13 protein-coding genes are annotated in these 22,430 nt (G+C 37.1%); 11 read left to right on the top strand and 2 right to left on the bottom strand.

From position 1 onward, the window contains the following. From ubiB to trxA, 11 genes are all read left to right on the top strand, one after another. Positions 1 to 1,587, top strand: a complete 1,587-nt coding sequence (gene ubiB, locus V4P54_RS05755) for a 2-polyprenylphenol 6-hydroxylase (protein ID WP_455477071.1) — start codon at positions 1 to 3, stop codon at positions 1,585 to 1,587. A gap of 68 nt (positions 1,588 to 1,655) precedes the next feature. Further along, complete coding sequence (gene coaBC, locus V4P54_RS05750; protein ID WP_455477070.1) at positions 1,656 to 3,050, top strand: bifunctional phosphopantothenoylcysteine decarboxylase/phosphopantothenate--cysteine ligase CoaBC; 1,395 nt, start codon at positions 1,656 to 1,658, stop codon at positions 3,048 to 3,050. Between the two features lie 532 nt (positions 3,051 to 3,582). Further along, positions 3,583 to 4,503, top strand: a complete 921-nt coding sequence (accD, locus tag V4P54_RS05745; protein WP_455477069.1) for an acetyl-CoA carboxylase, carboxyltransferase subunit beta — start codon at positions 3,583 to 3,585, stop codon at positions 4,501 to 4,503. Positions 4,504 to 4,506: 3 nt separating this feature from the next. Further along, positions 4,507 to 5,832 (top strand): bifunctional folylpolyglutamate synthase/dihydrofolate synthase, encoded by a 1,326-nt coding sequence (locus V4P54_RS05740; RefSeq protein WP_455477068.1) that lies wholly within the window; start codon positions 4,507 to 4,509, stop codon positions 5,830 to 5,832. Between the two features lie 43 nt (positions 5,833 to 5,875). Continuing rightward, positions 5,876 to 6,874: a complex I NDUFA9 subunit family protein gene (locus V4P54_RS05735; RefSeq protein WP_455477067.1), complete on the top strand. Its 999-nt coding sequence runs from the start codon at positions 5,876 to 5,878 to the stop codon at positions 6,872 to 6,874. A 306-nt stretch (positions 6,875 to 7,180) separates the two neighbouring features. Further along, a complete protein-coding gene (gene ahcY / locus V4P54_RS05730; protein ID WP_455477066.1) occupies positions 7,181 to 8,578 on the top strand; it encodes an adenosylhomocysteinase in 1,398 nt (465 codons plus the stop codon). 39 nt (positions 8,579 to 8,617) lie between these two features. Then, on the top strand, positions 8,618 to 11,071 hold the full coding sequence (locus tag V4P54_RS05725; protein WP_455477065.1) for an ATP-binding protein: 2,454 nt from the start codon (positions 8,618 to 8,620) through the stop codon (positions 11,069 to 11,071). A gap of 54 nt (positions 11,072 to 11,125) precedes the next feature. Then, positions 11,126 to 11,608 carry a tRNA (adenosine(37)-N6)-threonylcarbamoyltransferase complex ATPase subunit type 1 TsaE gene (gene tsaE / locus V4P54_RS05720; RefSeq protein ID WP_455477064.1) on the top strand — a complete coding sequence of 161 codons (483 nt, stop codon included), beginning with the start codon at positions 11,126 to 11,128 and terminating at the stop codon, positions 11,606 to 11,608. Between the two features lie 248 nt (positions 11,609 to 11,856). Next, positions 11,857 to 14,973, top strand: a complete 3,117-nt coding sequence (gene addB / locus V4P54_RS05715; RefSeq protein WP_455477063.1) for a double-strand break repair protein AddB — start codon at positions 11,857 to 11,859, stop codon at positions 14,971 to 14,973. Positions 14,974 to 14,975: 2 nt separating this feature from the next. Continuing rightward, a complete protein-coding gene (addA, locus tag V4P54_RS05710) occupies positions 14,976 to 18,458 on the top strand; it encodes a double-strand break repair helicase AddA (protein WP_455477062.1) in 3,483 nt (1,160 codons plus the stop codon). 110 nt (positions 18,459 to 18,568) lie between these two features. Next, positions 18,569 to 18,892 (top strand): thioredoxin, encoded by a 324-nt coding sequence (trxA, locus tag V4P54_RS05705; protein ID WP_455477061.1) that lies wholly within the window; start codon positions 18,569 to 18,571, stop codon positions 18,890 to 18,892. 92 nt (positions 18,893 to 18,984) lie between these two features. Here trxA and V4P54_RS05700 read toward each other — a convergent pair whose 3' ends face one another. Beyond that, positions 18,985 to 20,562, bottom strand: coding sequence for a peptide chain release factor 3 (locus V4P54_RS05700; protein ID WP_455477060.1), 1,578 nt, complete (start codon positions 20,560 to 20,562; stop codon positions 18,985 to 18,987). Further along, positions 20,562 to 22,223, bottom strand: coding sequence for a lysine--tRNA ligase (locus V4P54_RS05695; protein WP_455477059.1), 1,662 nt, complete (start codon positions 22,221 to 22,223; stop codon positions 20,562 to 20,564). Before V4P54_RS05695 ends, V4P54_RS05700 begins: the two co-directional genes overlap by 1 nt. Between the last annotated feature and the right edge of the window lie 207 nt (positions 22,224 to 22,430).

Genomic DNA, 22,430 nt, shown 5'->3' with positions numbered 1-22,430 from the left:
ATGGTGCAAATTTCCACTTATTTTCAATTAATACGCGCAGGATGGGTTCTAACGCGGGAAGGTGTTTTTAGCGCTCTCCCAAGTGATGATCTTCAAGGGTTTCTAGCAGTGTGCCATCGCGTAGCACGTATATTAGCGCGACGTAAAACGAAAAAACAGAAACGATTTGAAAATATTTCGCATGCAATCAATAAACTAGGCCCTTCTTACATAAAACTTGGTCAATTTCTTGCCACTAGGCCAGATATTGTCGGACGCGATATTGCAGAAGATTTAGCGCAACTACAAGATCGTGTTCAAACATTTTCTCACGACGACGCCATTGCTCAAATTGAAAACTCACTTGGCCGATCTATCAGTGATTTATTCGTAAACTTTTATCCCCCCATTGCTGGTGCTTCCATTGCTCAAGTTCACCAAGCTGAATACTATAATGAGGAAGGTCATAAAAAAAAATGCGCTGTCAAGGTCATACGTCCTAATATCAGAAAGCGTTTTTCTAAAGATCTTAGAGGTTTTTATCTCATCGCTCATTTGCAAGAACGTTATATCCCTGCTACTCGACGCCTCCGTCCTGTTTGTGTTGTTGATACCTTAGCACAAACTACACATATTGAAATGGATTTGCGGCTAGAGGCAGCAGCAATATCAGAAATGGCTGAAAATACTAAACACGATGAAGGTTTTAGGGTACCAAAAATTGATTGGGAGAGAACAGGACGCAATGTTTTAACAATGGAATGGATTGATGGGATAAGAATATCCGAAATTTCTGCGCTTAAAGAAGCTCATTTCGATTTACAAATGCTAGCAACAACGCTTGTTCAATCCTTTCTTCGTCATGCACTACGAGATGGTTTTTTCCATGCCGACATGCATCCTGGTAATTTGTTTGTAGATTCCAAAGGATGTATTGTTGCAGTCGACTTAGGAATTACTGGACGACTTGGAAAAAAAGAAAAATACTTCCTTGCTGAAATCATTTACGGCTTTATTACCCGAGATTATCATCGAGTAGCACGCGCTCATTTTGAAGCAGGATATGTACCACCACATCATAATATTGAGAGCTTTGCCCAAGCTAACCGAGCTATCGGTGAGCCAATTCACGGCCAATCAGCACAAAGCATTTCTATGGCTAAATTGCTTACTCTTTTGTTTGAAGTCACAGAATTATTCGATATGCAAACGCGACCTGAACTTTTATTGCTGCAAAAAACTATGGTTGTTGTAGAAGGTGTCGCTCGTACATTAGATCCTGATTTTAATATGTGGAAGGCCTCTGAACCAGTTGTTAAAGAATGGATTAGCAAAAATTTAGGTCCTGTAGGAATCACAAATGACCTTGCTGAAGGAGCTCGAGCATTTTTTTCTCTAGTGCGTAAAACTCCACAATTAGTACAGAATTTTCAACGTATAGAAGAAGATATAAATCAAATAGTAAAAACAGGATTTAACCTTTCTCCTGCCACCATAAAACAAATTGCCATAGAACAAAATCGTTCTAACATTTATGGTCGTTATAGTTTACTCATAATCGCTTTTTGTTGTATTTGTTTAACTTTTTTACTTTTTCATCTTTTTTAATTTGTTCAATGTGTTAAAAACAATGATTGTGAATTCATTGCAATCATTCTATTTTTGGGATATGCTTCATGGCTAGTATCACTATTCGAAATCTTTTACCTGAAACTAAGGAAGCTTTGCGCTTACGTGCGGCACAAAATAACACTTCTATGGAAGAAGAGGCTCGTCGTCTTCTAGGAAATCCTATCGCATTATCTATACCACCATCTCAAGTAAGTGCAATTGAGATGCAATCATTGCAATCAAAATCTCTCCTTCTTATCATTGGTGGTAGCATTGCAGCCTATAAATCTCTTGATCTTATCCGCCGTTTAAAAGAACGTGGAGCACATTTAAATATTATTATGACGAAATCAGCTCAAAAATTCATCACTCCTTTAGCAGCTGAAGCTCTAAACGGTAGTACTGTATACAGAGATTTATTTGCACGCGAAAAAACACATGATATTGATCATATCCGACTAGCACATAATGCTGACTTGATTATTTTAGCACCAGCTACAGCCAATCGGATTGCAAAAATAGCAACTGGAGTAGGAGATGATTTAGCTGATTGCGTACTTTTAGCAGCACGTTGTCCAATCTTGATTGCACCTTCCATGAATCCAGCTATGTGGACGCATCCAGCAACAGTTCGTAACATCACGCAATTGCGCTCATATGGAATTCATATAGTAGGTCCAGAAATTGGTAAAATGGCTGAACACAATGAGATTGGCTGTGGACGCATGAGCGAGCCACTAACCATTGTATCCTCAGTAGAAACTCTTTTAAGTGTGCAAAAAAAACCTCTTTCTGGCCGCCACTTCATTGTTACATCTGGCCCAACATACGAACCAATTGATCCAGTGCGTTATCTCGCTAATCGATCTTCAGGAAAACAAGGTCATGCCATCGCGGTAGCCCTCGCACATTTAGGTGCTAAAGTGACACTTATTTGTGGACCAGTTAATCTTGCTGATCCGCAAGAGACAGAAACAATACATGTTGAAACAGCTGAGCAAATGTTACAAGCTGTTCAAAAAGCACTTCCAGCCGATGGAGCTATTTTTGTTGCTGCTGTTTGTGATTGGCGTAGCAAGACACGGTCTTTACACAAAATAAAAAAAAGCGCTAAAAAGGCACCACCATATTTACAAATGGTTGAAAATACCGATATTTTATCAACAATCGGACATGCTTTAAATCGTCCTCCACTTGTAATTGGTTTTGCTGCTGAAACGTGTGATATAATTACTAATGCACAAAAAAAATGTTTTGAAAAAGGAGCAAATTTTATTCTTGCAAATGATATTTCTCTTCATGCTGATGGCACAAGCATCATGGGTTCTGACACAAATCAAGTTTATCTCGTTAGTAAAGAAAATGTAGAGCAGTGGCCGAATATGAGTAAGCAACAAGTAGCCCAAAATTTAGCAAATATCGTCGTGTCATTTTTTTGCTCTTCTACTCACACTCATTAAGAATGGGCAAAAGAAATAAGAATGTTTAGACAGCTTGAAAGTGCATTATAAAAGTTTTGATTCCTTAAAAATATCTCTATGTTTCTTATGTTATCAGAAAAAATCCTTAAAAATCTTACTCTAATGCTGTGACAGCCATAACCTATGAACTGTTATAACCTTGTTTAGGTTCACAGTTACAAAGTTTTTTGCTTCATATTATCATTACCAGCATTAGTAGTTTACTAATGCTGATTTTGATTGAAAGTAAACAGAAAATTTGTAAATCAGCGCAAGGAGTAAAATTTGATATCAAAGCAAAAAAATAGATAGTGTAAATTACTCAAATTACTAATAAATTTGCTATAAGGAACATTCTTATTTAAGTTGTCACTGTGACATTAAAAAAAGATAATGGGGTTAGATTTGCACACACATTGATAAAATTTCAAACAAAGGTTTTATTTGTCCTATAAAATGAACTTGATCACTTTGCTCTATACTCCTTCAGATAATACAAAATTGTATAATATTTAACAGAGAGGCTATAAAGATGAACTGGATTACAAATTATGTTCGTCCCAAAATCAACTCAATACTGGGACGCCGTGAAATTCCAGATAATCTGTGGATCAAAGATCCTATCAGTGGTGAAATGGTATTTCATAAAGATCTAGAAGCTAATCAGTATGTAGTCCCGACATCTGGTTATCATATGCGAATCAGTGCTAAAAGTCGTCTTATGCATTTTTTTGATGATGGAGTTTATACACCTATTGAAAATCCAAAAGTTGCAACAGATCCTTTAAAATTTCGAGATGAAAAACGTTACATTGATCGATTAAAGGATTATCGCTCCAAACTCGGTGTCGACGACAATATTCTAAGTGCAAAAGGTACAATTGAAGGGTTGCCAATTGTTGCAACCGTTCAAGACTTCGCTTTTATGGGTGGATCACTCGGCATGGCTTCAGGAGAAGCAATCATCAAAGCTTTTCATACTGCGATTGCTGACAAATGTCCTTTGGTTCTTTTTGCTGCATCTGGTGGAGCACGCATGCAAGAAGGAACACTATCATTAATGCAAATGCCCCGCACAACTGTAGCAATTGAAATGATAAAAGAAGCAAAACTCCCATATATTGTAGTTCTCACAAATCCAACTACTGGTGGCGTTACAGCATCCTATGCCATGCTTGGTGATATACACATTGCTGAACCCGGAGCTATGATTGGTTTTGCAGGACCAAGAGTGATTCAACAAACTATACGTGAAACTCTACCGGAAGGTTTTCAAAGTAGTGAATATCTTCTAGAACATGGAATGATTGATATGGTTGTATCACGCTTAGAAATGAAAGCCACTATCGCACAACTTTTACGTTTAATGATGAAATATCCTGCATCTGTTAATTCTTCCAACGTACCATCAACAAATTCTGAAGCACCGATTTCTGAAACAGAAGCAGCTTAATCTATGAAAAAAGATACGGATCAAGTGCAAAGAATGATAAGTGATTTACTAAAAATCTATCCAAAAAAATTTAATCTTTCTTTAGAGCGTATTTTTCGCATTTTAAAAAAGCTTGGTAATCCGCATTTACGACTTGCACCCATCATTCATATCGCAGGAACAAATGGTAAAGGATCTTCCTCAGCCATCTGTCGTGCTATTTTGGAGAGTGCAGGTTACCGTGTCCATGTATATAGCTCACCCCATTTAGTTAACTGGAATGAACGCTGTCGATTAGGCCAAACAGGAAATGGCCAATTTGTCACAGAAAGACAATTTTTTGAAACAATTCAACAAATCATAAAAGTAAATCATCAAGAACCGATCACTGTTTTTGAAATTATTACAGCAGCAGCATTCATGCTGTTTAGCACACAACCAGCAGATGTAGTAATTTTAGAAGTTGGACTAGGAGGACGTTTTGACGCTACGAATGTAGTTAAAAATCCGGCTGTATCTCTCATTATGCCCATCGATTACGATCACGAGAGATTTCTTGGAAAGACAATTTCGCAAATTGCTTTTCAAAAAGGCGGCATTATAAAACCAAAAGTTCCAGTAGTCATAGGAAAACAAGAGCACAATGAAGCTCGTTCCATTTTAACTGTTCTCGCTGATAAAAATAAAACATCTTATTCTCTATTCGGTCAAGATTATCAAAGCTATACTGAACATGGGCGTATGGTATTTCAAAATAACCAATGTTTAATGGATCTTCCACTGCCAAACCTTATCGGATCTCACCAAATTTTCAATGCTGGCGCATCCATTGAAGCAATTTATAAAGCAGGATTTCATCCTTCAGAAAAAGAAATAAGTCATGCTCTGCAGAACATTTATTGGCCAGCACGAATGCAGCATCTTACTCATGGATATTTGGTTGACCAACTATCTCCTAGTATTGATTTATGGCTAGATGGTGGACATAACCCTGCTGCGGGAAGAGCTATTGCGGAAGAACTTGCCCAATGGAAGAAAAAATTCAACCGTTCTGTTGTCATGATTGTTGGCATGCTGAACACAAAAGATTCTGTCGGTTATTTCAGTCCTTTAGCAAACCTTGTGGATAAAGTATACACGATTCCACTAACTGATAATAGCACGAGTATTTGTCCAAAAATTTTAGCTCAATCTGCTAAAAAAGTAGGTCTTTCCGCTGAACCATATAAGAATCTATACGATATTTTGCATAAAATAAACTTAGAGCATGAAGGAACAATTCTCCTTATTAGCGGTTCCCTCTATCTTGCCGGTGATATTTTACGTGACAATAAAACACCGCCATGCTAGAATCCAGATTTCCATGAGAATTTAACAGGTAGATCTTTTGATCATGCAGCTTGATTGCACGCTTTATCAACATCCTAAGCTTATTACTGTTTTCGGTGGCTCTGGTTTTGTAGGACGGCATATTGTCGAAGCACTAACCAAGCGGGGTTATCGTGTTCGTGTTGCTGTTCGTCATCCACAAAAAGCTTATTATATGCTACAAATAGGAGAAGTTGGACAAACGCAAATGCTTGCAACTGATGTTAAGCATCGTGCTTCTGTTGCGCGTGCATTGCTTGGAGCAGATGGTGCTGTATTTCTTCCCAGTGGCTTGTCGCAAGCAAATAAATCTGACTTTCAAGATACGCAAATTGCTGGTGCACAAAATGTCTCAGAATTAACAGCTGAAGCTAGTATTCCCCTCATATATATGTCAGAACTCATAGCCAATAAAGATGCTTCGTTTTTCTATGCACGTGTAAAATTTATGAGTGAACAAATTATTTACGAAAAATATCCTCAGGCAATTATTATGCGTTCATCTGTTATCTTTGGACCGGAAGATTGTTTCTTTAACACTTTCGCAAATTTGTCGCGTTTTTTACCAATTATACCTCTTTTTGGTGGAGGGAAAAATAAATTACAGCCCGTATATGTTTGTGATATTGCAGAATTTGTAGTGCGTGCTTTAGAAAATCGTGTTGTTTTTGGAAAAAAATATGATATTGGAGGCCCTCAAATCCTTACATTGCAGAATGCTCTTGAAAATATATTCAATATCATTCGCCGCAGAAAAATAATCCTTCCTATGCCTTTTTTTGTTGGGCTTTTAATCGGAGGTCTTTTGGAAATTATCGGTAAATTTCCCCTTTTGCCAACATTGGTAACACCCAGTCAAATACGCTTTTTGCGAACAGATAACATTGTATCTAAAGAAGCTATAGAAAATGGATATACTCTAGAAGGAGTAGGAATTACCCCGAGAGCTATGACCGCTATCTTGCCAAATTACCTATGGCGGTTTCGCCCACGGGGACAATTTTCCAAAAACTTATTAACCTAATGAGTATTTTCTTTGTAACTAAATTAAATTCAAAGAAATAATTTTTATATTTAAAAATCCTATGTAAATATCTCTTTTAGAAAATATTATTTAGTAATAGCATGTTTCGTTTATGCTCTGTATCTTTTTGCAAATACATTTTATATCCTGTGATAATATAACAGCCCAAAATATTAAATGCCGATATTTGTTTTCCTATCTTGTGAAAACTGAAAATATTTAAATATAAACAAATCATTCCATTCGCTTGCATTTTTTTTCAATTTCTCATACCGTCTCGCAAAAATTATCTCAAAGGAAGAAAAAATGGCAGCTAAAGATTACGCTGTAAAAGATATCACACTTGCTGCCTATGGTCGCAAAGAGCTTGATATTGCTGAAACAGAAATGCCTGGTTTAATGGCTTGTCGTAAGGAATTTTCTTCAAGTCAACCCCTACACGGGGCACGCATTTCTGGCTCACTGCATATGACAATCCAGACAGCTGTTTTAATTGAAACGCTGAAAGCGATCGGTGCCAATGTGCGATGGAGTTCTAGTAATATTTTTTCCACGCAAGACCATGCAGCAGCAGCTATCGCAGCCACGGGCACCGCTGTCTTCGCAATCAAAGGTGAAACACTTGAAGAATATTGGACTTATATAGATGCAATTTTTCAATGGCCTGATGGCAATCCTTCAAATCTTATATTAGACGACGGAGCTGATGCAACGAATTATATTTTGACAGGGTGCCGTGCAGAAACAAATAGGGAGATTCTATCCAACCCAACAACAAAAGAAGAAGATTTTTTTTTCAAACAGATTCAAAAGCGTATAAATGCAACACCAGGATTTTTTACGCGCCAACGCGCAGCAATAAAGGGTGTAAGTGAAGAAACAACAACAGGTGTAAACCGTCTTTATCAGCTACAAAGGGAAGGGATTTTACCCTTTCCCGCCATTAATGTCAATGATAGCGTTACTAAATCAAAATTTGATAATAAATATGGATGTAGAGAATCACTGGTCGATGGTATCAGACGAGGAACAGATGTAATGATAGCTGGAAAAACAGCAATTGTTTGCGGTTATGGTGATGTAGGCAAAGGTTCAGCAGCATCTCTTTCAGGTGCTGGTGCACGAGTCCAAGTGACAGAAATTGATCCAATATGTGCTCTTCAAGCAGCCATGGACGGCTATGAAGTCGTTAATTTGGATGAAGCAGCCTCTGGTGCTGATATAATCATAACAACTACTGGTAATAAAGACGTTGTACGCTTAGATCATATACGACAAGTTAAGGACATGTGCATTCTTGGCAACATAGGGCACTTTGATAATGAAATACAAGTTTCAGCGCTTAGAAATTTGCCATGGACAAATATTAAACCACAAGTCGATATGATTACCTTTCCAGATGGGAAACGCATAATTTTATTATCTGAAGGACGTTTGTTAAATCTTGGTAACGCAACCGGTCATCCTTCTTTTGTCATGTCAGCTTCATTTACTAATCAGGTTTTAGCACAAATTGAACTCTTCACTAATGCAAAAAACTACGAAAATAAAGTAACCGTCTTACCCAAATATCTTGACGAAAAAGTTGCACGACTCCACCTTGATCGGTTAGGAATAAAGTTAAGTGTTTTATCGGAAGAACAGGCTGCTTATATTGGAGTTACACCACAAGGACCTTATAAACCAAATCATTATCGTTACTAAAACCTTTCCTTAGGTTAAGAGAAAAAAGGAAAACGCACTGTGTTCAGCTTTGGTGACTGTAACCCCAAAGAAAAAACTCTCAAAATAATCCTAATCTTCGTTGATATTTTTTGCTTTCTTTTTCTTTTTTCTCCAGAGTACGCTGTTGCTATATCATCAGAAACATATTTGAGCTTTTCAGATAGATCATGGCTTGTTTGGGTGCTTTTTGGAGGAATTTCTTGTGCCTCACTTGTTACGTGCGTGGTAATTATTACAAGTACAAAAAAATCTTCATGGAAACTTTTGAAAATAATTCAGGCAAATTTTTCTGAAAAACTAAAATATTATGAATGGCTTTTTGAAGAAACTAACCAATACCTTCTCATTTGGGAAAATCCAACAGCCTCACCGTCTGTGATTGGCAATATTCCTACGCTGCAAAAAATTGGAATTGGTAAACAAAATCTTCAAAACTTTGATCTCTGGATTGAAAAGAATGCCTTACGAGAACTTGATTACGCATTAAATCAATTGCGCTATAAGTGTCACCCTTTTGAACTCTCTATCACCACAACAAATAATATATTGTTACAAGTTACAGGAGTAATTGCAGGAACAGCGGCCATTGCACGTTTTCAAGATATTTCAGCACAACAGAGTGAAAATGCTCGTTTGCAAAAAGACATCGCTAAAGTCCTTATAGAACTAAGAATGCAACGCAACCTTCTCGATCATATTCAAGAACCAGTGTGGATACGAGATTGCAAAGGAAAAATTTATTTTACAAATCGTGCCTTTAGAGAAATGACAGGTTTTCAAGAAGGAAGCAATGAGAAAATAGATCTTTTTAATGAAACAACGCAACGAAAAACAGATGAGATAGAAACAATCTTTCAAGAACATGTTTATACAGTCGTTAATGGAGAACGCCATAACTTTTACCTTACACGTATTACAACAGAAGAAGGAATGGCAGCGTTCGCTCGTAATGACAGTGCATATGAAAATCTTGCCAATGAAATGAAACAAGTTCTTGAAAACCAGTGTGAAACGCTTGACCAAATCTCAACAGCTGTAGCAATTTTTGATAATAACCAAAAACTGAAATTCTGTAACCAAGCTTTTAAAATTTTATGGCCACTGGAGAGTTCTTTCTTAGAAAGTAAACCAAGCCATGCATTACTTCTCGAACGTTTGCGTGAAGAAGGACTCATTTGTGACCATCCTGACTGGCGTGCGTGGAAAGAAGAACTTCTAAAGTCCTATAAACAAATAGAATCGAATCAACAAATTTGGAATCTTCCAGATGGACGCACTGTGCGTGTTCTTTCTAGTTTTCATCCACAGGGAGGTGTTACTTGGCTATACGAAAATCTTACAGAAAAAATTGATCTTGAAAGACGATATAACACATTAATAAAAATACAGGGTGAAACGCTTGATAAACTTTCCGAAGGAGTGGTTGTTTTCGGTACAGATGGATGCCTTCGTTTATCAAATCCAGCCCTATCAAAATTGTGGTCTTTACCTTATAATTTACAGGTAGAAGGTACCCATATTACACAATTACAAACCCATTGTTCATCTTTGACTATCGGAAAAGAATGGGATCGTTTTACCCAATTTATCACTGGTTTTGCTGAAAAACGCGAAACACATTCAGGTCGCATGGATCTAAAAAACGGAACAATTATTGACTACACTGTCGTCCCATTGCCTAATGGACAAACAATGCTAACCTTTGTTAATGTTACTGATACTGTCCATGTTGCACGAGCTCTTCAAGAAAAGAATGAAGCATTAGAAAGCGCTGATCGTCTGCGCAATGAATTTGTACAACATGTTTCCTATGAATTGCGCACACCGCTCACAAATATTATTGGATTTTCTGATATCTTACGAGATCAAATTTTTGGATCTGTTAATAAACATCAGCGTGAATATCTTGAGCATATTCATTCAGAATCAGGAACTCTTTTAAGCATTGTGGATGATATCCTTGACCTCGCAACCCTTGATGCAGGTATCATGGAATTAGACATAAAACCGGTTAACATCGTTGACGCTATGACACAAGCAATAACACGTGTTGAAGAACGTCTTAACGGGCGCAATATCACACTTTTACATCAAATTTCACCCTCTTTGAATTTTATTTTTGCTGACGCGACACGTTTACATCAAATCTTTATTAATATCCTAAGCAACGCTATTAATTTTGCGACAGAAGCAAGTACAATTGAATTTTGTGCCGATAAGCAAAACAATTATATTATCTTTAGTGTTCACAATGAAGGATCTGATATTCCAAAAGACATTCTTGATCGAATTTTTAAGCGCTTTTCTTCTCATGCACATCATGGTGGACGTGCAGGAGCAGGTCTTGGTCTTTCTCTTGTCAAAAGCTTCGTTGAGCTCCACGGTGGACATGTTGAAATTTTTACTGGAACAAAACAAGGAACAACAGTTAAATGCTTTTTTCCAGTTCCAAAAGGAAATAAAATTTTCTAATCTTGTCTTTTATTTTTATAAAATTGTTCTTTCATCCACTTAACGGAAATGTTAATGAATTTTAGTTTTTTTCTTGAAAATGAAGAAGCAACAAAGATTTTTGCACAAAATTTTGCACTTGCTTTAAAACCCGGAGATCTTATAACACTTCAAGGAGATCTTGGAACAGGAAAATCAACCATTGCACGAACACTCATACAAACGCTTGCAAAAGATAATACTATGGACGTTCCAAGCCCTACTTTTACCCTAATTCAAAACTATCAACTCCCACAATTTGAAATCATTCATGCTGATCTTTATCGACTTTCTACAGCAGAAGAAATCAATGAATTAGGAATTAATGAATTCCGTGAGCAAAGAATTTTATTAATTGAATGGCCAGAAAAATGTGTAGATCTTTTGGGATCCATCACCTTTGCTATCGCTTTAGAATACGAAAATTTTGGACGTTCCATAACCATAAAATCAGAACACACCTCTATTGAACGTCTGCAATTGTCATTACGTCATTTGAATATTTTTGATGTCAAATAAGTGTGATTCTATTCACTGTTGTTTTTTGACTAAGTAGTTCAGTGCACATTGATAATAATTTCGAAAGAAGCATGTAATCTGCTTCGATTCTTTTTTCAAATATTTAATTAGAATTGAAGGGTACTATCTGCTAAACTGCTGCCAAACATCAGTAAGACAATCCTTCTGTGTAAAAGCTTTTTCTCAATGAGAATTGTTAAAATAACCAATTGAGATGGAATATTTTTACGCATCCTAAATGAGATCGCATGACCCATAATCCACGTGTTTTTTCTATTTCTCTGGGCACTCCTTTTTTACAGAATTTTGTCGATGCACTACTATCAGGTAGGGTGATTGATGACTTCGCACCAAACGGGGATATCCAAACCGCTCTTGCTGACACTCTAATTTACGTTCCAACACGTCGTGCTGCTCGCGCTTTGCGTATAGCTTTTGTTGAAAGAAGCAACAAACAATCAACCTTCCTGCCAACTATTTGCCCCTTGGGAGATTTGAACGAAGATAGTCTCCTTTTCATTGAAAACCACACAAAATTCATAAACCCTCCCATTGGGGAAAATGAACGACTCCTTCTTTTAGCCCGTTTCATTCGTCTTTGGCATGAAAATTTACCCACCCATCTGCGTGCTATGTTTGGTATAGAAGACGTTCTTGTTCCTGCTCACACTGCAGATGCAATTTGGTTTGCTCAAGATTTAGCACAGTTGATGGATGAAATTGAAACAGAAGGTGCAGATTGGTCAAAGCTTAAAGAAATTGCACCTGATATGGTTGCGGAATGGTGGCAAATAACGCTTAATTTTCTTACTATCGTTACCCAAAGCTGGCCGCAAATTTTACACGAAAAACAACGAAGTAGTCCAGCTTCATGGCGCAATACGATACTCAAAATGCACGCGGAAACTCTACTCCGCACGAATCCTAATAAACCTATTATTGCTGCTGGTGCAACAGGCTCTATTCCCGCAGTAGCACAGCTCTTGAAAGTCATTTCCAATCTTCCCAAAGGAGCTGTTGTACTTCCAGGTCTTGATCTTCATATGGATGAAGCACAATGGGATGCTTTAAGCACTATCAACGAAAACAAAAGGACTTCTGATTTTTTTAATCATGCAGATAATGTCTTTAGCCACCCTCAATATCATTTAAAAAAACTTTTATCCATCATTAAGTGTCCTCGTATTCATGTTCGCGAAATTGGCCAACAGAACGCAATAAAAAAAAGACGTATAGCTCTCTTATCAGAAGCGTTTAGGCCAGTATCTACAACAGATATGTGGGCAAAAATTGTACGTGATGATTATGAAAATCTTTGTGCAGATTGGTCGCTCATTGAAGCCATAAATGAGCGAGAAGAAGCTCTTGCCATCGCTGTTGCATTACGCAATGCTATCGAAGAACCTAAAAAAACTGCCGCTCTTATTACAAATGACCGTAATTTAGCACGTCGAGTCGTAGCAGAATTACAGAGATTTGGGATTGAAGCAAACGACTCAGGTGGAACACCACTTGCACAAACATTACCATCAACTCTGTTACGGCTTCTTTTAGAAAATGTGTTTCATCCCGGTGATCCCATTGCTTTTCTTTCCCTTCTTAAGCATCCACTTACAACATTAAAACAAAACCGTCTCTACTTGCGTGAAATAGTGGAAAATTTTGAATTATTTGTTCTTCGCGGCAACGCCAGCCAAATTAATATTTGTGAATGTGACAAATTTTTTGAAAAATGGATAGAAACACACCCCCATAATACTTCTCAAAACTGTACTCTTGATACACAAAAAATAGAAGAAGCACGTCTGCTTTGTCATAGTTTAGTTAAAGCTATTGAACCTTTCATATCTCTCGTAAAACAAAAAAATGAATGCACTGTCAACGAAGTTGCAACAGCAACTGTCGAGGTTTTTGAAAATTTTGGACGTGATGAAAATAATTCTCTTGTTAATCTTTATGAAAATGAAGCAGGAAAAGCCCTAGCAACTTTTTTACGTGAATTGGTAAATGATCAATCAGGATTAATATTTCACCCTTGTGAATGGCCAGCTATGTTTTCAGCTCTCATTTCGATGCACTCTGTGACTCCTTCTCCTGGGGGACATCCACGTTTATTTATTTGGGGTGCTTTAGAATCACGTTTGCAAACTGTTGATACCATGATCATCGGCGGCCTTAATGAAGGATCATGGCCTATAACAACCCGTAATGATGCTTTTTTATCACGACCGATGAAAATGCTGCTCACCCTTGATCCACCAGAGAAGCGTATTGGTCTTTTTGCTCATGATTTTCAATGGGCTATGGGAATGGATAAAATCGTAATGAGCCGTGCTAAACGAGTCGAACATGTTCCTTCCATTCCCTCGCGCTGGTTACAACGCCTAGAAACAGTAATAGGAAAAAAAATTTGGGAACAAATTCGTGCACGGGGTGAAATATTTCTCCATTGGGCCAAAATGCTTGACAGTACAAACATAACGTCCTGTACAGAACGCCCTTGCCCTGTCCCACCTCTTGAGGCACGTCCACGTCATTTTTCGGTTACTGAAATCGAAACACTACGATATGATCCCTATGCCATTTATGCAAAAAAAATCTTGCGGCTTAAACCGCTTAAGGCACTTGTACACACCCCTCGCGCAACTGAGCGTGGAACGCTTTATCATGCTATTCTTGCTGCTTTTTGCTCACAAATAAGCAATCACAATATTGCAAATGCACTAGATATCCTTCTGCATATAGGACGTAAAGAACTTAATAAACTAAATCTTCCTCCTGATATTGAAGCAATTTGGTGGACTATTTTTGAAGATTTTGCTCCATTTTTTATCCAATGGGAACAAAATCTTGGACCACGACAACGACATGCTGAAGTTGTATCCCAAAAAATACCCATAGGAAAAACAGGTGTCACTCTTTCTGGACGCGCCGATCGTATTGATGTTTTGCCCGACAAAACCGTTGAGATCATCGATTTTAAAACCAGTTCACCTCCCTCATCAGAACGAGTTTGTAGTCTTCTTTCTCCACAATTAGCACTTGAAGCAGCTTTGTTAATGCAAGGAGCCTTTACAGATTTTAAAAACCTGATTCCTTCTGATCTACTTTATATTCCTCTCAACAAGAAAGGCCAAATCAAACCTCAATCAATTTTTTCAAACAAAAAAGATAAAAATCAAAAAAACGCAATCAATCTTGGTGAAACAGCATGGAAAAAACTTATTGCATTGATAGAACATTACCAAAATCCAGAACAAGGCTATCTCTCATACGCAATCCCCTCTGAAAAAACATATGAAAGAGATTATGACCATCTGGCACGATTATGGGAGTGGTCAAATGGATATCACGAGGAAAATTAATCATGACTTTTTTTTCTATTCCTGAAGCCGCTCTTGATGCGCAAACAACAGCAACGCATCCAGAAAAAAACGTTTGGGTTTCTGCAAATGCGGGATCTGGAAAAACACATGTTTTAAGTGAACGTGTTATCCGTTTGCTTTTAAATGGTACTCCGCCAGCGCGTATTTTATGCCTTACTTACACAAAAGCTGCTGCGGCTGTTATGCAATCGAGAATTTTTCGCACACTTTCTAGTTGGAATGAATATAATGATGAAGAGCTCAAAGTGATTTTATCGCGTCTTGAAAATAAACCTATAAATGCGCAAAAATTAATTTCTGCACGTCAACTTTTTGCCCGTGCTCTTGAAACACCTGGGGGATTAAAAATTCAAACTATTCACGCATTTTGTGAATCTTTATTGCATCAATTTATGCTAGAAGCCAATATAGCTGGGCATTTCGAATTGATTGATGATATTAATAGAAAAAAATTATTACAAGAAGCCCGCCGCAAACTTTTAATAAACAACGATGTACAACTCGCGTTAAAACGGCTGATTAAAAGCGTCAGCGAAAGTTGTTTTAATAATTTGCTACAAGAAGCAATCCAGAATCAACATAAATTGTCTCATTTTTTATCTCTCATTATGTGTGAAAATGGAGAAACTAAACTGCGAGCGCTTTTTAACTTAGAGCCTCATGAAACAGAACAATTTCTATTGAAAAAAATTAAAGAAACGGCTGTTTTGACTCCCCTCGCTCTCAAACATTATCAAACCTCCAGCAATAAAAGTGCCAAAGACATAATCACGCAATTTTCTCGATTAGATGTTGCCCCTGATGCAAAAAGTATTATCAATATTACTTCAAATATTTATTTTACACGAGAAGAAAAGCCACGTAAATTTTCTCGCTTATCTTCTAACAAATCAGATGCAACTTGGCCTATTGTTGAGAAAGAAATTGAAGATAAACAAAATCAGCTTTCCGCCCTTTTAGATAAATACCAATGTATGAAAATTTTTACACTCAATGTTGCAGCCTTTCAAATCTGTGATATTTATCTTAAAATTTACGCAAATTTAAAAAAAAGCAATGGTTTATTGGACTTTGATGATCTCATTGAACGTACACTTCACCTGTTAGAACGTAGAGGCGCAAGCCAATGGGTACAATATAAGCTTGATAATGGTATTGATCATATTCTTCTTGACGAAGCACAAGATACAAATCCCGATCAATGGAAAATTATTCAACTTTTAGCTGAAGAATTCTTTACTGGTCACAGCCAACGCACAAATATACGTACTCTGTTTGCTGTTGGAGATGAAAAGCAATCCATTTATTCTTTTCAAGGAGCTGTGCCAGAAAATTTTGCTGAAAATGGACGAATAATTCAAAAAAAAACGCAGCAAATAAAACAAAAATTTGAAAAAGTACAACTAAACTATTCCTTTCGTTCTACAGCTGACATTTTAAAAAGCGTTGATCTTGTCTTTGAAACACCAGAAAATTACAAGGGTCTCTCGGCAGAAAATACAAAAACCGTTCATGAAGCTATTCGTGCTCATAGCCCTGGTGATGTTATTTTATGGAATGCTATTTCTAAAGAAAAAAACAAACTACCTGATGATTGGCTTTTAACTGTTGATCATTTCAACACACCTGCAATACGATTAGCGGAAAAAATCGCTGAAACTATCGCAAACTGGCTACAGAAAGGAGAGGTGCTTCCCGCAAAAAGACGTTTATTGCGTGCAAGTGATATTATGATCTTAGTTCGTAGTCGTGGTCAATTTGTTTCTGCACTTTCCCGTGCACTTAAATTACGTAATATTCCTGTAGCTGGCTCTGATCGCTTACAATTAACAAACCACATTAGTGTGCGCGATTTAATAGCGCTTGCGCGTTTTGTTTTGCAACCACAAGACGATCTTTCTCTCGCTTGTGTTTTGAAGAGTCCACTTTTTGAGATTACAGAAGATGAACTTTACCAACTTGCAGCTCATCGTACAGGATCTCTTTGGCAAAGTCTCTGTATGCACACGCAATCGCATACATCTTTCAAAACCGCATTTGAATATTTAAGCAATTATCGCGCTTTAGTGGATAAAATACCAGTTTTTGAATTTTATAGCCACATTCTCAATAATGACAAGGGACGACAAAAAATTCTGGCTCACTTAGGGTCTGAAGCAAATGACATACTCGATGTTTTCATGGATTACACAATTGATATTCAAAAAACTGGATTACCAGGATTACAAGCTTTTTTAGAAACATTAAGCACAAGTGAACCAGAAATTAAACGTGAATTTGATCAAAATCATGATGAAGTTCGGATTATGACTGTTCATGCCGCTAAAGGACTAGAATCTTCTGTTATTTTTCTAATTGATCCAGGTAGTGCAATTTTCCCTTCTCAGAAGATACCTCACTTACTTAAAGTTCCCTTAGGTAATACACAATTACATGATAAACAGGGGTTTATTTGGTGCCCCCAAAAAGAATTCAAAACAAAAACTTCTGAAAAAGCACTTTCGCATTTAAAAGAACGCGCGGAGGAAGAATACAAACGTCTCCTTTATGTGGGAATGACACGTGCTGAAGATCGATTGTTTGTTTGTGGATATAGCAACGCCAAAATTCCTCCTAATACGTGGTTGCAACTGATAAAAAAAGCACTCGAACCACATGCAATTCCCATAAAAGGACCAGCAAAAGATATTGAAGCTTGGCGCTATTGCATCACACCCTCTTCTTCTATCCAAATAAATCAAGAAACATCATACACAAACGACAAGAATCAAACGCTTCCACCTTTACCAAATTTTTTCTACAATAAAGCACCAAAAGAACCGATCTTACCTAAACCAATAAAACCTTCTATTGCCAGTCTTTCCATTGAATATGAAGAGGAATTTTCCTTAAATCCCAAACAGCTCAGCACTTCACCTGTTTTAGGAAAACCAAACACTAATAAAGCCTTTTACATTGAATATGGTAATATTGTTCACCAATTACTGCAATATTTACCCAATTGTACTCCATCAAAACGCCAAGATTACGCCAAGCACTATCTTAATGTAAAGGCCCCTCACTGGTGTGAAAATAAAAGAGAGGATGCACTTCATCATATTTGGAAAATCTTAAATGATACACATCTCAAACCTCTTTTTTCTGGTCTTTCACGCGCTGAAGTGTCATTGATGGGAAACATAAAAATTCATGGAAAAGAGCATACAATCTCTGGTCAAATTGACCGTCTATGCATCACAAAAAATAATGTTATTTTTTCTGATTTTAAAACAGGAATCCCACCCGAAGATGAAACTTCAATAGCACCTCACTATTTGCTACAAATGGCTCTTTACAGAAAATTGCTGCAAACCATTTATCCTGACAAAGATATCCAAGGAGTTCTTGTATATAGCAAAGAAACAAAAATTTTTAAACTGGACCCTGAAAAACTTGATGCACTTCTTTATGAAACCTCCTTATAAGTTAAAAAATTCTCTTCTAAAAAGCATCTTATAATTTATACTTGTAATAATAACTTAAAGATAAATTGCTACCAACTAAATGTATAAGATTTAATATAAAGGATAGACCAATGGCATGTATAAAAAGCGATAGCAGCAATTTTGAAAATGAGGTTCTTTCCTCATCCATCCCCGTTGTGGTTGATTTTTGGGCAGAATGGTGTGGTCCTTGTAAAATGATAGCACCAATCCTTGATGAAATTGCATTAGAAATGAAAAACCAAATTAAAATTGCTAAAATAAATATTGATGAAAATCCAGATTTGGCTACACAATATGGAATCCGATCAATACCCACCCTGCTAATGTTCAAAAACGGAAATGTTGTCTCTAACATCGTTGGAGCATCCTCCAAAGGACGTCTTTCTGAATGGATTAAAGACAATCTTCATTAAATATGTTCGTGATAGTCTTTACAGATACAGAGGGGGGAATTTCTAATAACCCCTCTTGTTATAATTTTTTATAAATAATAATGGAAGACTGATTATCCATAACGAACTTGATAATCCTTAAATGCAGCAAATTTTATTTTCTGAGCTCGTTCCATTTCATAATTCAGAGAAAAATTATTTTCTGCTAAAAAAACTGGATCACCATCCAAATCATAAGCAATTGCGGATCGATAACTGGCTATAAATTTTTGTAGCTCACCTTTATCTTCTGCAAAAACCCAGCGGCATACATTAAAGCGTGCCTGTTCAAAACTCACCGGTAAAGAATATTCTATCTTAAGCCGCTCCATTAAAACATCTATTTGCAGGATCCCAATAACTCCAATAAGAGAAGATGACCCATCATCTGGAATAAATAATTGCACGACACCTTCCTCAGCCATTTGCTGCAAAGCTTCTTTGAGCTTTTTTGCTTTCATTGGATCGTCTAAACAAACACGACGCAAAATTTCTGGTGCAAAATTTGGAACACCCTTAAAGAGAATATCTTCACCTTCAGTAAGCGTATCACCAATACGTAAAGTGCCATGATTAGGAATTCCAACAATATCACCAGCATAAGCATGATCAGCAATTTGACGTGAACGTGCAAAGAAAAATTGCGGTGCAGATAATGTTATTGTCTTTCCAGTTCGTACCAACTTTGTTTTCATGCTACGATCAAGCTTACCTGAACATATCCGCAAAAATGCAATTCTATCACGATGATTAGGATCCATATTAGCCTGAATCTTAAAAACAAATCCTGTCATTTTTGGTTCAGTTGCTATGATATCTCGTTTATCCGCAACTTGATCACGAGGACTTGGACAAAAATCAACTAACGCATCTATTAAGTCACGAACACCAAAATTTCGTAGAGCCGAACCAAAATAAACTGGTGTCATATGCCCTGCATAAAAAGCTTGTAAATCAAAATTTTTGCAAACACTACGGGCAAGTTCAACTCCTTCTGTAAAGAAGGTACGTTGACTTTCTGGAAGCAATTGTGCAACCTCACTAAATCCTAAAACTTTTTGTGGAACTTTTTCATCATCTTTTTTACGAAAATAATTGTGACGAAGATTGAAAGTACCCATGAAGTCTTTACCCAAACCAATGGGCCAAGTTATTGGTACGGTATCAAGAGCGAGTTTTTCTTCAATTTCATCCAAAATTTCTAAAGGATCACGTGCCTCACGATCCATTTTATTAACAAAAGTAACAATAGGAATATCACGCATTCGGCATACCTCAAACAGTTTGAGTGTTCTCGGCTCAATTCCGCGCGCACCATCCAAAACCATAATAGCACTATCTACAGCCGTAAGAGTGCGATACGTATCATCTGCAAAATCTTCGTGACCCGGAGTATCCAACAAATTTAAAATATGGTCTTTATATTCAAACGTCATTACAGATGTTACAACAGAAATACCGCGATCACGTTCAATATTCATCCAATCAGAACGAGTTTGAATACGATCCTTCTTCGCCTTTACCTCACCAGCAAGCTGAATAGCCCCTCCAAACAACAACAACTTTTCTGTTAGTGTTGTTTTTCCTGCATCAGGATGAGCAATAATGGCAAATGTACGACGCCGTTTTACTTCTTGCACTCTCTTTTCCATTATGCCTCCGCAGACCGCGCAAGTGCATCCGCAATTAATACACGCATTTCATCAATCCCATAAAGCGCGATAAATGATCCCAGTCGAGGTCCTCGTTCTTGCCCTAAAAGAACCTCATATAACATTTGAAAAAAAATATTCGAAACACCTGGTCCCCCATCAGGACTTTTTTTACTATGATCTTGGTAGCATTCCATCAAACGCGCAACATCAAGAAGTGCATTTTGGAGAGTATTTCCATCAGCAGTCTTAGGAAAACTGGATAATTTTGCATCGATATTAGCTAACGTTAAGCGTTCACTTTCATCTGGAACGCGAAATTTTTTGTTTGGTTTAACAAAAACATTAAAATATTTAATAGCAAACTCTACCAACCGATCAAGCTCTGGATATGTTTGCGCATTCGCTCCTTCAGAATAACGAGAAATGAACCCCCAAAGTACTTCTTTATTTTCGGCATTTGAAGCACTTACCAAATTTAATAACATAGCAAAAGACACAGGTAAAGAAACCTGCGGTGGACAACCATTATGAATATGCCACACGGGATTGTTAATTCGATCTTGCCATTCCTGACGGCCATAAGCTGAAAGATGTGCATAATACTCATCAACAACTTTCGGAATAACATCAAAATAAAGCCGTTTTGCTGTTTTTGGCTTTAAAAACATGTAAAGTCCCAAACTTTCCGTCGGAGCATAAGTTAACCATTCTTCAATGGTCAATCCATTTCCTTTAGACTTCGAAATTTTTTGTCCTTTATCATCCAAAAAAAGCTCATAATTAAACCCTTCTGGTGGATTTCCACCAAGGACTTTACAAATTTTAGAAGAAAGGTTTGTAGAATCGATAAGATCTTTTCCCGCCATTTCATAATCAACTCCCAATGCCTTCCAGCGCATTGCCCAATCTACCTTCCACTGACACTTAACTTTTCCACCTGTAATTTCTGTCTCAATAATTTCTCCTGTTTCAGGTTCAATATATGCAACTGTACCTTTTTCAGTATTACGGGAAATCATTGGTACCTGAAGCACTTTTCCAGAAAAAGGAGAAATAGGTAAAAAAAGAGAATAGGTAGCTCGTCGTTCCTCACCCAACGTTGGCAGAATAATTTCCATAACCTTGTCATAGCATGCAAGTATTCTTAAAAGTGTTTCATCAAAACGGCCAGAACTGTAGTAATCAGTAGAGCTTGCAAATTCATAATCAAAACCAAAACGATCAAGAAACACGCGTAAACGTGCATTATTTGCAGCTCCAAAAGAAGGATAAATATCCCCAAAAGGATCTGGTATGCAACTAAGTGGTTGACCAAGATAATTTTCCATTTTTTGGGGATCAGGAACATTATCAGGAATTTTGCGCAAACCATCCATATCATCAGAAAAACAAAGAAGCTTGGTTTTAACTTTATTATCTGTCAAAATATGGAATGCATGGCGTACCATAGCAGTACGAGCAACCTCCCCAAAAGTACCAATATGTGGCAAACCAGAGGGCCCATAACCTGTCTCAAACAAAACATTTTCTGGATAACCGATTTTTTCATACCGTCTTATAATCTTGCGCGCTTCTTCAAATGGCCAAGCTTTTGACTGAGCAGCAGCATCTCTTAATTCAAGCGGATGGCTGAGGACGTCGCATTGATCACGCATCATTATCTCTATCCTAAAGTTAAATTTTCTAATAGCATGGTGTATGGTGATTAAACTTATTCGTCAATAACAGTAAGATGAAAGCTATAAAATCTTGTCGTAATAACGCTCTCGTTATAGTTCATAATTCATTTTAATTTTTCCATTGTAATCCCTCTTATTTTATTTCATCAGTGAAACATGGTATAGTGCGCTCATTTTGATTACAAA

The organism is Bartonella sp. B41 (assembly GCF_053795765.1).
Note: the sequence above shows the minus strand (reverse complement) of the source record. Positions and strands in the feature narration are given on the sequence as shown.

Bases quoted from the DNA above. Each gene is read 5' to 3' on its own strand.
- addA (WP_455477062.1), top strand. From the start codon at position 14,976: ATGACTTTTTTTTCTATTCCTGAAGCCGCTCTTGATGCGCAAACAACA.
- addB (WP_455477063.1), top strand. From the start codon at position 11,857: ATGACCCATAATCCACGTGTTTTTTCTATTTCTCTGGGCACTCCTTTT.
- trxA (WP_455477061.1), top strand. From the start codon at position 18,569: ATGGCATGTATAAAAAGCGATAGCAGCAATTTTGAAAATGAGGTTCTT.
- V4P54_RS05695 (WP_455477059.1), bottom strand. From the start codon at position 22,223: ATGATGCGTGATCAATGCGACGTCCTCAGCCATCCGCTTGAATTAAGA.
- V4P54_RS05700 (WP_455477060.1), bottom strand. From the start codon at position 20,562: ATGGAAAAGAGAGTGCAAGAAGTAAAACGGCGTCGTACATTTGCCATT.
- ahcY (WP_455477066.1), top strand. From the start codon at position 7,181: ATGGCAGCTAAAGATTACGCTGTAAAAGATATCACACTTGCTGCCTAT.
- V4P54_RS05735 (WP_455477067.1), top strand. From the start codon at position 5,876: ATGCAGCTTGATTGCACGCTTTATCAACATCCTAAGCTTATTACTGTT.
- V4P54_RS05740 (WP_455477068.1), top strand. From the start codon at position 4,507: ATGAAAAAAGATACGGATCAAGTGCAAAGAATGATAAGTGATTTACTA.
- tsaE (WP_455477064.1), top strand. From the start codon at position 11,126: ATGAATTTTAGTTTTTTTCTTGAAAATGAAGAAGCAACAAAGATTTTT.
- ubiB (WP_455477071.1), top strand. From the start codon at position 1: ATGGTGCAAATTTCCACTTATTTTCAATTAATACGCGCAGGATGGGTT.
- accD (WP_455477069.1), top strand. From the start codon at position 3,583: ATGAACTGGATTACAAATTATGTTCGTCCCAAAATCAACTCAATACTG.
- coaBC (WP_455477070.1), top strand. From the start codon at position 1,656: ATGGCTAGTATCACTATTCGAAATCTTTTACCTGAAACTAAGGAAGCT.